Below are 11734 nucleotides of genomic sequence, written 5' to 3'. Positions count from 1 at the left end.
CTCATTTATTCAGTTTACGTAAACGTCAAGTTAAAATCAGAATAGTGCCTAGAAGTTGAAGTTGCAATCCAGTTGATCGATTAAGATTTGAACTAACGCAAACTTTAAGTAAATAAATTGTTAATAGAAATTACATGCAAAATTACATGTTCGGATAGTTAGGGCCACCGCCACCCTCTGGAGGTGTCCAGGTAATGTTCTGGCTTGGGTCCTTGATGTCACACGTTTTACAATGAATACAGTTCGCCGCATTTATTTGTAATTCGGTCTGTTCTTCACCTTGGACGAGTTCATACACACCCGCAGGACAATAGCGTTGAGCAGGTTCCGCATATAGCGCTAGGTTCTGTTCAATTGGAATACGCTGGCTAGCAAGCCGGAGGTGACATGGCTGGTCTTCTTCATGGAAAATATTGGATAAATAGACCGAGGAAAGGCGATCAAAACTCAGTACGCCATCAGGTTTTGGATAGGCAATTTTAAGGCTGTTATCTGCCAAAAGTAATGACTCATGATCAGCGCTATCACAACGTATATTCCACTTAGCTTTGCCTTTTAACAGGTTGTGCTCCAGCATGGCTAAACCTCCGCCTACCCAAGAGCCAAAACGGTGAATACCACTAGAAAAATTACGCGCCTGATACAGTTCTTCGTATAGCCAAGACTGCTGGAAATGTTGCTGGTAATCAGCACTAACCGACTGATTTGAAATCGCTTCAAATACCGCTTCAGCGGCGAGCATACCGGATTTCATTGCGGTGTGTGTGCCTTTAATTTTGGCACCGTTGAGCGTTCCAGCATCGCAACCAATTAGTAACCCACCGGCAAACTCTTGCGTCGGAAGAGAGTGAAATCCGCCTTTAGCGATCGCTCTCGCGCCATAACTGATGCGCTTACCCTTTTTAAGGTATTGCTCAATCATTGGATGATGTTTAAATCGTTGGAATTCATCAAATGGGCTGAGATGAGGGTTGGTATAATTGAGGTCGACGATCAGACCAACCGCGACTTGGTTACCTTCCAGATGATAAAGATAGCTTCCGCCTGTTGCCTCACTCGCAAGTGGCCAGCCTAACCCATGCACAACTAACCCTTGCTGATGCTGCTCGGCTGGAACTTCCCACAGCTCTTTGAAGCCAATCGCATAGTGCTGAGGCGTTTTATCATCAGCCAGGTTAAATTTGTTAATCAACTGCTTACCGATATGGCCGCGGGCACCTTCAGCAAACAGAGTAAATTTAGCGCGAAGCTCAATACCCGGCTCAAAATTGGCTTTCTGTTCACCGTTTTTATCCAAGCCCATATCGCCAGTAATCACGCCACAAACACGGTTTTGCTCATCAAAGATAGCCTGACTGGCACTGAAACCTGGATAAATTTCTACGCCTAAGTTTTCCGCTTCATTCGCCATCCAGCGACATAAGTTACCTAAGCTTATTATGTAGTTACCTTCGTTGTGTAACGTACTTGGCACCGCCCACGTTGGCAGTTCATGACCGTTGAGTTCGTTACTCAGATAGTAGGTTTTATCCTGATTGACTTTGGTATTCAGTGGGGCACCTTTTGCTTCCCAATCAGGAAATAGTTCGTACAAACTGCGCGTTTCAAACACGGCGCCAGAGAGAATGTGTGCACCAACTTCTGAACCTTTCTCTACAACACAAACTGAGATTTCCTGGTCTTTTTCCATTGCCAATTGCTTTATGCGGCAGGCAGCAGACAAGCCTGCGGGGCCCGCTCCAACAATCAGAACATCAAACTCCATGCAGTCTCTTTCCATGGTTGTATTCCCTTCTTCGTTTCTCATGTTGCCAACTTGTTAAACAACAATATATTTAAAGTTGACGCAAACGTAAAGGTAAATTAACATCAATTTAAAGACGTCATCACATAGTCTTCACTGTAAAAAGGAATCTAACGTGAAAATACTAGTGCCAATTAAAAGGGTCATTGACCCTTACATTAAGGTCCGTGTTAAATCGGACAACAGCGATGTTGAAACCAATAACGTCAAGATGACTATTAACCCTTTCTGTGAAATCGCCGTTGAAGAAGCCGTGCGACTGAAAGAACAAGGTATTGCAGAAGAAGTCATCGTTGTGAGTGCTGGTGGCACACAATGTCAGGAACAATTGCGTACTGCCCTGGCGTTAGGCGCAGACCGAGCCATTCATATCGAAACTGAAGACAAGATTGAACCGTTGGTTGTATCGAAACTACTAAAAGCACTGGTCGAGAAAGAGCAAGCTCAGCTGGTGATCACAGGCAAACAGTCCATCGACACTGATAATAACCAAGTCGCACAAATGCTGGCTGCGTTACTGGACTGGCCTCAGGCAACCTTCGCATCTGATGTAAAAATTGAAGATCAAAAAGTTCAGGTAGTAAGAGAAGTTGATGGTGGTTTGATGACGGTAGCAATGAGCTTACCGGCGGTGATCAGCACCGATTTACGCTTAAATGAGCCTCGCTTTGCATCATTGCCAAACATCATGAAAGCCAAACGCAAACCGCTAGATACGATCACACCTGAGAGCCTGGGCGTTGAGATTGTATTTAGCCAGACCATCACCGAAGTCACGCCACCAGCGCAACGAAAAGCAGGCATCAAAGTAGAGTCTGTCTCTGAACTTATTGATAAGCTACGTAACGAAGCGAAGGTGATTTCATGAAGAATCTAATTATTGCAGAACATGACAACCAACAACTGCATGCGGATACATTGAAAGTCGTGAATGCCGCGAGTCAGGTGAGCCAGGACAATACTCTGCTTGTAGTTGGTTATCAGTGTGAAGAGGTGGCGCAACAAGCAAGCCGCGTTGAGGGTATTGCTAAAGTCATTTGCATTGACGACGAAGCGCTGGTGCATCAATTCGCTGAAAATATTGCGCCTGTTGTGGCAGGGCTCGCCGATGGCTTTGACGGCATCTGGGCAAGCTCATCATCAAAAGGGAAAGATCTTGCACCCCGTATCGCAGCGAAATGCGGAGTTGGACAAATCTCTGACATCGTTGAAGTAGTGGATGAGAAGACGTTTATTCGCCCAATTTATGCTGGTAACGCCTTCGCCAAAGTGACTTCAACTGACCCAGTTCGTGTCGTAACAGTACGCGCATCTGCATTTGATCCCGTCGCTTGTCATAACCAAATTGATATTGAGCATCAGCAAACCTCGGTTCAGTCACCAGTCGTAGAGTTGGTCGCTATCGATAAGACCGTTTCTGAACGACCAGAACTCACAGCGGCTGAGATCGTCATTTCAGGCGGTCGTGGTGTCGGAAGCAAAGAGAACTTCGAACTTATCGAGAAAGTCGCCGACAAACTTGGCGCAGCGATCGGTGCTTCTCGCGCTGCGGTCGATGCAGGGTTTGTAGCCAACGATTTGCAAGTTGGTCAAACCGGTAAGATCGTCGCACCTAAGCTTTATATTGCGGTGGGGATCTCCGGTGCAATCCAACACCTTGCCGGCATGAAAGAGTCGAAAGTCATTGTTGCCATCAACAAAGATCCAGACTCGCCTATCTTTGAAGTTGCTGACTACGGCTTAGTGGGTGACCTATTTGAAATATTGCCTCAGCTTGCAGAGCAACTGTAAATAAGTGAACTCAGGGCGAGCATAATGATGCTCGCCCTTTTTTGATCCATTAAAGTTTGCTCGCTACTGTTTGCGTTCCAAGGTTATACCAATCTGCAAAATTAACTGGTCAGGGAACAGGGTTCGATAAACAAACTCTATTTGCTATGGACGGCAAATCGAAGCCCCATGGATGGGTTCATGCGTGTTTGTGTTCGATGCCTGTTTTCTCGTTCTCTATAATTAAGTATTTTCGGTTAATGGTATTAGGCTCCCACCGCCGTATCGTCATTTGGCGTCGCTTCAACATCAATTTGCTCTTCAGGCAGGAACGTTTTCGCATACTCAATGTGAAGGTTATTACGTAACATCAGCTCAAACAAATCCTTGTCTAAGTGCCCATCTTCAACCATGAAATTGAGTATTTTTAGCGCCTCGCTTAATGGTTTGGCTTTTTTATAAGGTCGGTCTGACGCGGTCAGCGCTTCAAATACGTCTGCGATGGCCAAAATGCGTGTTGCGGTCGGCAATTCATCTGCACTCAGTTGTTTCGGGTATCCATCTCCCCTGAGGGTTTCATGGTGACCTCCTGCGTATTCAGGCACACGCTTTAACTCATCCGGTAGTGGCAACGCTTCGAGCATTCGGATCGTAGAAACAATATGTTCGTTAATTCGGTAGCGATCTTCGGCCGTTAAGGTGCCTCTGCCAATACTTAAATTATGCAGCTCCCCTTGATTTGCCTGGTATTCAGGGGCTCGCATTTTAATCTCATCGCCAATTTTGCTATTTGGATCCTGAGGCCATGCAATCAAATGCTCCGGCTTGTCAGACAACAAGTTCTCTTCACAAGGTAAGTTCTGAGGCGGTATGTCTTCCATACGTCGGCTTTCTTCCGGAGATAAACCCAATCGATCATCTAAGTTTCGCACCCATGTCTGCGCCGCAATTTGTTTAAGGCGTTCAAGGTGTTCTTCAGACATAAATTCGCCCCCCACATTACATTGGGCAACAAAAGCAAAGTCATCTTTAATCTGCTCCTGACGCTGAGAAAGCTTGCGTTTCAATTCATCGGCATCTTCACCAGATTCTATGCCTTTCCAATAGTCAATTTCCGCTTCTCTTAACAACACCTCAAACCGCATTCTGACCAAATGGATTCGGTTAAATATCGCTTCAAGCTTGGTGCCTTTATCGACGATATGCTCTGGAGTGGTGACTTTACCGCAATCATGTAACCAGGCAGCGATTTCAAATTCTCGCCATTCCTCTTCCGTTTTTAGCTTAAAGCCTTTAAAGGCTGGCAAGTGACTCTTGTTGGCTGCTTTAGCGAGTTCAATCGCAAGTATAGGTACTCTCTCACAGTGTCCCGCCGTATAAGGGGACTTATCATCAATGGCCTGTGCAATCAGTTTGACCAACGAGTCCATTAACTCTTGCTGATTTTTTTCATACTGTTCGATAGATCGCGACATTGAGAACATCGAGTCCGAAAGTGCCGAAAGCTCGGCTATCCAACTCGGTACTCTCTTTACTTTGTTGAAGTCCCGTTGTTTGATTTTTTCACTTTCACCAAAGAGTGCTCGAACAGGACGGACTATGATATTGGAAAAAAACAGTAGTACAGGCAGGACAAGTAACATCGCGCCAAAAGTTATGATCGTCGACTTATTTACTTTATCCATATACGGTGCTTGAATGATCTCAGTCGGGAGAACAAAGCCGACGTATTCCTTTGAGCCGAAGCTTGCTTCGACGCGTTGCACATACAAGGTATACGATTTTCCGTTGCTTTTAATGGTTTCCAATACCGGACTGTTTGTTTCACTCTGTTTTGCCATGTTGACGAGCTGACTGAATGGCACAATCCCAGCCTTAAGGGAGCGAGCAATGTTGTCATTTTGACTATTTTTATTCCCACTCTCCTCTAACCATTTCTTTTCTAGAGATTGCTTTTCCGTATCAGAAATTGACGCCATGGCTTTATTAAGTAAGCTTACGAGTGGCTTTTGGTCCACATTCACCATCATCGACAACGTATGATTAAAGCCAGTTAATTCGGGATGCACCTTTAACTGATTCAGAGAATAAGCGCCAACCAGGTAGTCTGCGACTCGATTAAACTCTAATGATGCATCCGCAGTCCGGTTTTCCACCGCTTTAAGCGCGCTTAAACTGTCTTTAACTTTGAACACATTAATATTGGGATAATCGCGCTCAATAACATCCGCTAGCCCCGATCCAACAGAGATAACCAGCGACTTACCGTCTAATTGTTCTAAACTACTGATGTCTTTAGTATCTTTTCTTGTCACGATAGCACTGGATAACTCAAGATAAGGCGCTGTCGTCAAGCCTGAACCTTGCTGCGATTGTAATTGGGTTACCGACTGTAAAACGTCGATATTACCAGAGAGATACAGAGCATTCAGATCTTCCCAGCTGTAGCCATTGACGTACTTCACACCCAAACCGAGCTTTTTAGCCATGAGGCTTATCATATCCGTCGCGTAACCCTGAGGTAGACCACTATAGGAGAAATCAAATGGTGGCCAATTTGATTTATTCGCTATGCGGATAGCACCAAGAGCGCCTAAATATTGTTTCTCCTCTACAGTCAGCTCTATTGGCTGGGTTGATAACGAATCCGTATCATCCGCCAACTCGAATGAGTGCGCATGAATGCGTCCATTGGTGTCAAATATCATTGCTTCACCATCAGAGTTATTCTTGGCGAGAAATGCAGATAAGGATGCGAGAGAAATATCGGCAGCGATAACGCTATTAGTATTCTTTATGCGTTTAGCATAAGTCACGCCTGGCGTTTGTAGGTTGTGAAAAAGGTAGGGAGCAGTTTTAACCACTTCATTATTGCTGATAGCTTTTCGATACCAAGGGCGTTTATTCGCATAATAAGTTGCGGGCTCTACCTTACTGTGAGTTAAGTTGAAATTACTGTCGTAATACTCAGACAGCCTCTCCCTTCCCCCTTCGGCTTCATAAATCTTAACCACTAACCAGCTATCTTCTGCTGTCGCGCCGTGTTTTAACTTTAAATTCTCACTATCTCCGAGGTTAATCAGTTCATAAAAGTCTCCATTACCATAACCGATGTAAATCCCATATAAATTATTATTTTTTAGCATCGCTTGGGCGATAACTTCTCGGGCAGAGTGCTGGGAGCTGATTTCGACTTCCTGGTCTATTTGAGGGAAATGTGAGAGAACATTGATGAGGTTGCTTGTTTGGGTGTTGAGTGAGTCGATTTTTTCACTAAAGCCATTTGCAGTCCGGTTGAACGCTGTTGATGCGGCATCTTTGGCAAGTCCCTGGCTAAAGTAATACTGTAATGAAAGGGCTAGAATTACGATTAACGAAGATAAAAACAGAAATACGGTAACCACTGTCACTTTCATACTGAAAGTGCTTTTTTTGACCACTTCGTCCATGTCCCCCAGCCTCCCTGGATAACAAAACCTTTGCCAACGATATAATTATTATTGCTAAAATATTAGGTTAGATCAGATACTTAAATATTCAAGGTTTAGCATAAGCTCAATGATAGCTAGGTCAGTCGTAAATACAGCAACAAAAAGAAAAGAGCCGCATCTGCGACTCTTAACAATAACAAAGTGATAGATTAGACGTTGGACGCGATCAGTCTTCTCTTACTGTGGTTCCGTCGAACACCGACAAATCCAACGCAAGGCTATCGCCTAACCAATACGCATATAGGGTGTGGTCTTCCCATTCGTTGCCCGAAAGCGCGTGAACCAATATAGACAGACCATTACGGTTGTCATCCAACCACGGAATGAGTTCATCGAAATCTTTCGACGTAAACTTGATCTGGCAACTCCATTTAGGATGCGGGCCAACCAGTTTTTCATGGACTCGCCCCACTTTGACTCGAAACTTCTCTCCGGCTTCCCGGCATAGTGCGGTCGCAAACGCCAATGTTTGGTGGTCAAAATAAACATGGGCATGATAAGCCCGATGAGAGTTTACAGGTCGTTTAATTTCGTTCATGTTTTACTTCCATACCCTTATTCACTAAGGATTTATTATCAAGTCCGATGTCTGACAGTGTAGACTATCTCAACTGTCTCCGGAGGTGAAGATGACAATATCATTGAAATACATTGTCGTTTTTAGATATCTACTGTAGGAGACTGCTGACTGCCTAAGCTTCTTTCCCACGGTGGAATATCACCGCTAAACCGCTCAACTAAAAAGTCGACTAATAACCTCAAACTGACGGGTTGGTAATTACGTGATAAGTAAACGGCGTGTATACCTAGCACTTCCGGTTCTTCTTGAGGAAGAATACTCACCAGTTTTCCATCTCTAAGGTCATCACCTACGTAAAACGTCGGTAACATACCGATCCCTGCACCTGAAATTACAGCACGACGTAAGACTTCAGTCTCATTGGTTTGAAAATTACCCGCCACTTGGTACTCCACAATTTCACCATTTCTAATAAAGCGATAATGTCGAAAAACCCCGGCGATGTGAGTAATGCAGTTGTGATTCTGCAAATCCTGAAGAGAGTTCGGATAGCCATTTTGTTTAAGGTAGTCTGGTGAAGCACATAGCACCGAACGACACAGAGCCAGTGGGCGGCTGATTAAGGTTGGATCAAGTGTGTTGGTGATACGAATGGCAAGATCGACTCGCTCTTCAACCAAGTTCGAAAGGTTGTCTGCAACAGAGAGTACTATATTGATTCGGGGATAAATTCTCTGAAAATCAACAATCGCTTGAGTCAATTGCCTATCGGCAAACGAGCCTGTAGCGTTGATTCGCAGCTCCCCCTGAACTTCTCCACTGTGTTCCTGAGCCACATTCCTCGCATCTTCTGCAGCGAGAAGCATTTGTTTGCACGCAGGAAGTGCCGTTTGGCTTTGGCGTTGAAATGGACAAAATCAACGCGCATACCGTCATGTTACCAGCGTGGTACGGAGAAATTGCCCGTAAAGCGACGGATGAGCTTCGTCCTAAATACGGTAAATACTACGGGTATGAGACAGCGGTACCCGCTAATGCACAAATGATTGCCGAGTACTTATATAGCTATCGTTAATCTAAAAGCATCGCTAATTCTACTATTACTTTTCTTACTTTAGTTTTGTGGCTTGTTTCCGGTCTTTAGCGGCAAGCCACTTTTTTTCGTTTATGACTCTCAACTCCAATGTGCTCTTCAGAATAGGAACTCATCGGGTCACATCAACGATGCCTATTTAATGCTTGATCCATAAACTCAACGAGATAATCATAAATAAACAACGACAAAACAACAGGAAGTATACATGACGTTAGATGAATGCTTGGACTATATGCGTCAGGGCGGAGTTATTGAAGGCGGCTCTGATATCCACCTACAATGTTATGAACTCGCGCAACAGGCTCTTAAAATCACCTCAGAGCTCAATAGCAGTTATCACTCCTCAGAAGAAATTAGACAGGTCATGTCTAAGCTGACAGGTAAACCTATTGACGATAGTTTTATGATGTTTCCTCCGTTTAACACTGACTGCGGCAGAAACATCACCATCGGCAAAAATGTGTTTATTAACTCAGGTTGCTGTTTTCAGGATCACGGGGGCATTACCCTGGGTGATGGCGCATTGATCGGACATAACGTGGTTTTAGCCACACTCAATCACGATTTAGATCCTCGTAAACGCGGTACAACCATTCCTGCACCGATTGTTATCGGTAATGACGTATGGATTGGGGCCAACGCAACCATACTGCAAGGTGTCACCATTGGCGATGGTGCTGTTGTTGCAGCAGGTGCAGTGGTAAGTAAAGACGTTCCTCCCAACACCGTAGTAGGCGGAGTGCCAGCCAAAATCATCAAAGAAATCGAGATCGAAGATTAGTAATCTTCCCACAATGTAAAGAGCCTGAATAAGGCTCTTTACAACTCTCATTAATAATCGAATAAAACAAGCGGTCTTCGTTCTTATCTTAGATTCCACCCAGACCTAATTATTTCTACTTGCTCTTAATTTCCCAAAAATTATTAAATTAAAAAACATGTTAGTTACTAGATTAAGAGAGTAAATCTATGAGAATCGTTGTTTAATATTATGTTTAATGAAAAATAAGATTACGTATCCGGAAAATAAAGTGTTAATAATCTTAGTTTTGAATTATTACTCTAATATTATTTTAAATTAATAATGACAAGTTAATCATTTATGAGTTAAAAATATCTCTATATAACCACAATAAAATCCAATGTTAAAAGAGATAATTAAAAGTGAATAAATTTACATTTAAGGTTGCCGGGGCGTTAGGTTCTATCATAGTCCTCATCGTTTCATTGTTAATATTTTTAGATTTTAATGCTTTTCATGATGAGAGCATTGAGCAACATAAAGATATTTTGCGTTCAAGAAATGAATCTATTGAAATTTCCATCACTGAGAAAATTGAAAGCTATCGTAAAGTTCTATCTTCGTTCGACATCGAATCAGTGGATACCCAAGAGACTTTATCTGACTATGCTCTCATTCAAAATCAGACTCTAACCAGAAACTTAAAAGACATCAGTGAAGGTGTATACCTTTTCCGTCGAGATGGGGTTATCTATGATCCTCAAGGTAAGCCATATGACTTTAATGTAAAACAATTAGATCGAAGCTACTGGAAAGCGATCTTTAATCAAAATGAGCAGTTTTATGTATCTCCTCCATTTATTTCAGCTCGAACTGGGAAAGAAGTCATCGCCGTTACATATAAACTTAACAACAATACGGCTTCTCTGGCGACCATCAACGTGGAGTCCGTGTTGAGTAAATTAACTCAACGTGATGACATGTTCCTTTATTCTCACGATGGCACAATCTTAATTGCACCATATAAAGAGCTACTCGGAAAAAATATTTATACAGAAAGACCACTGTACAAAGAGTTTAGCCAAACATCACCAGAACTTTCTTACACAACAGAAATAAACAATCGTGATGTCGAGTTCACTGCGTTCTGGGGAAAAATTGATGCAACACAATGGGAATATACCACGTTTATTAAAAACGAAATCATTGAGGCGTCAGCTCATGAACAATTAAACAAATCGATGTTAATTGGTCTGTTCAGTCTGATCATATCGATCAGTCTTGTACTACTTATTCTAAAAAGATTAGTACTCATCCCGGTTGGTGGCATTCCAAATGAAATCGCAAACTTTATGGAGACAATGGCAGCAGGCAACCTGACTCAGGAACTGCAAACCACGGGGAAAGAAACGGGTATCTATCTGTCTTTGGTCAACTTGTCGAATAAACTTTCGACACTGATTCGAAACTCTCACTCTATTTCTGAAAATGTCGCGTCATCTTCTACTCAGCTAAGTAACATTATGAACACCACGCGCGCTAACTCTCAACTCGAACTGGAGCAAGCCGAACAGATTTCAACCGCAATTAATGAGTTATCTTCGACTTCAAATGAAGTGAGTAATAAAGCGGTGATGGCCGAAGATGCCGCAAGAACAGCGCAAGATAGCGTGCAACGTGGTAAGAAAACTCTAGAGCAAAACATCTCACTTACCGGCGATATTAACGATTCAGTTAACGAGAGCGCGAAAATTATTGAGGAACTGCGTCAATATGCATTGGAAATCGGCTCAGTGATCGAAGTCATTAATGGTATTTCAGAACAAACCAATTTGTTAGCGTTGAATGCGGCAATCGAAGCAGCCCGTGCGGGAGAACAAGGCCGAGGCTTTGCGGTAGTGGCGGATGAAGTCCGAAACCTTGCTTCAAAAACACAGCAATCGACGATCAGTATTCAGGAAATCATTGAAAAACTTCAGCAGCAGTCGGAAAAAGCAACCAACAACATGGCACAAAATGTCGATTTAATCGAAGAGTCTGTCATTCTGGCTGATGGTGTGAAATCAGCGTTTGAGTCTATTTCGACTGCGGTTGAATCCATATCTGAGATTAATACACTCGTGGCTACCGCGTCTCAACAACAGTACTGCGTGACTGAAGAGATCTCACAAAGTACGACTCATACTTACGACTTGGTTAAGAAAAATGTTGCCGCGGTTGAAGAGACACTTCAAGCGGCCCATGCCTTATCAACAATGGCATCCGATCAGAAAAACGAACTTTCTTACTTCACCGTGTAAATATGAAATAA

Annotated in this window: 9 protein-coding genes; 5 read left to right on the top strand and 4 right to left on the bottom strand. The window is 43.3% G+C overall.

The window, feature by feature from the left end; translation table 11 throughout:
* Nucleotides 1–142: 142 nt before the first annotated feature.
* Complete coding sequence (locus RXX31_RS01110) at nt 143–1780, bottom strand: electron transfer flavoprotein-ubiquinone oxidoreductase (RefSeq protein WP_317587873.1); 1638 nt, start codon at nt 1778–1780, stop codon at nt 143–145.
* Nucleotides 1781–1919: 139 nt separating this feature from the next.
* On the opposite strand from RXX31_RS01110, the gene RXX31_RS01105 reads away from it, so the two are divergent.
* Together RXX31_RS01105 and RXX31_RS01100 are read left to right on the top strand one after the other, a co-directional pair.
* Nucleotides 1920–2672, top strand: a complete 753-nt coding sequence (locus RXX31_RS01105; RefSeq protein WP_317587255.1) for an electron transfer flavoprotein subunit beta/FixA family protein — start codon at nt 1920–1922, stop codon at nt 2670–2672.
* On the top strand, nt 2669–3595 hold the full coding sequence (locus tag RXX31_RS01100; protein WP_317587254.1) for an electron transfer flavoprotein subunit alpha/FixB family protein: 927 nt from the start codon (nt 2669–2671) through the stop codon (nt 3593–3595). The genes RXX31_RS01105 and RXX31_RS01100 overlap by 4 nt, the downstream gene beginning before the upstream one ends.
* Before the next feature lie 245 nt (nt 3596–3840).
* On the opposite strand, the gene RXX31_RS01095 is transcribed toward RXX31_RS01100, so the two are convergent.
* From RXX31_RS01095 to RXX31_RS01085, 3 genes are all read right to left on the bottom strand, one after another.
* Nucleotides 3841–7023: an HD domain-containing phosphohydrolase gene (locus tag RXX31_RS01095; RefSeq protein WP_317587253.1), complete on the bottom strand. Its 3183-nt coding sequence runs from the start codon at nt 7021–7023 to the stop codon at nt 3841–3843.
* Nucleotides 7024–7231: 208 nt separating this feature from the next.
* Nucleotides 7232–7603: a DOPA 4,5-dioxygenase family protein gene (locus RXX31_RS01090; protein WP_317587252.1), complete on the bottom strand. Its 372-nt coding sequence runs from the start codon at nt 7601–7603 to the stop codon at nt 7232–7234.
* Nucleotides 7604–7725: 122 nt separating this feature from the next.
* Nucleotides 7726–8451, bottom strand: coding sequence for a substrate binding domain-containing protein (locus RXX31_RS01085; protein WP_317587251.1), 726 nt, complete (start codon nt 8449–8451; stop codon nt 7726–7728).
* A 41-nt stretch (nt 8452–8492) separates the two neighbouring features.
* On the opposite strand from RXX31_RS01085, the gene RXX31_RS01080 reads away from it, so the two are divergent.
* The 3 genes from RXX31_RS01080 (at nt 8493) to RXX31_RS01070 (ending at nt 11723) form a co-directional block, all read left to right on the top strand.
* The gene (locus RXX31_RS01080; protein WP_317587250.1) at nt 8493–8660 is read left to right on the top strand and encodes a hypothetical protein; all 168 of its coding nucleotides are present in this window, start codon (nt 8493–8495) and stop codon (nt 8658–8660) included.
* 226 nt (nt 8661–8886) lie between these two features.
* Nucleotides 8887–9462, top strand: coding sequence for a DapH/DapD/GlmU-related protein (locus tag RXX31_RS01075; RefSeq protein WP_317587249.1), 576 nt, complete (start codon nt 8887–8889; stop codon nt 9460–9462).
* 383 nt (nt 9463–9845) lie between these two features.
* Nucleotides 9846–11723, top strand: a complete 1878-nt coding sequence (locus RXX31_RS01070) for a methyl-accepting chemotaxis protein (protein ID WP_317587248.1) — start codon at nt 9846–9848, stop codon at nt 11721–11723.
* Nucleotides 11724–11734: the final 11 nt, after the last annotated feature.

Origin of the sequence: Vibrio sp. EA2 (assembly GCF_033042495.1) — a bacterium.
GTDB lineage: Bacteria > Pseudomonadota > Gammaproteobacteria > Enterobacterales > Vibrionaceae > Vibrio.
Note: the sequence above shows the minus strand (reverse complement) of the source record. Positions and strands in the feature narration are given on the sequence as shown.

Coding starts and splice junctions, on each gene's coding strand:
- RXX31_RS01090 (WP_317587252.1), bottom strand. CDS start 7,603: ATGAACGAAATTAAACGACCTGTAAACTCTCATCGGGCTTATCATGCC.
- RXX31_RS01095 (WP_317587253.1), bottom strand. CDS start 7,023: ATGGACGAAGTGGTCAAAAAAAGCACTTTCAGTATGAAAGTGACAGTG.
- RXX31_RS01085 (WP_317587251.1), bottom strand. CDS start 8,451: ATGCTTCTCGCTGCAGAAGATGCGAGGAATGTGGCTCAGGAACACAGT.
- RXX31_RS01075 (WP_317587249.1), top strand. CDS start 8,887: ATGACGTTAGATGAATGCTTGGACTATATGCGTCAGGGCGGAGTTATT.
- RXX31_RS01100 (WP_317587254.1), top strand. CDS start 2,669: ATGAAGAATCTAATTATTGCAGAACATGACAACCAACAACTGCATGCG.
- RXX31_RS01110 (WP_317587873.1), bottom strand. CDS start 1,780: ATGGAAAGAGACTGCATGGAGTTTGATGTTCTGATTGTTGGAGCGGGC.
- RXX31_RS01080 (WP_317587250.1), top strand. CDS start 8,493: ATGGACAAAATCAACGCGCATACCGTCATGTTACCAGCGTGGTACGGA.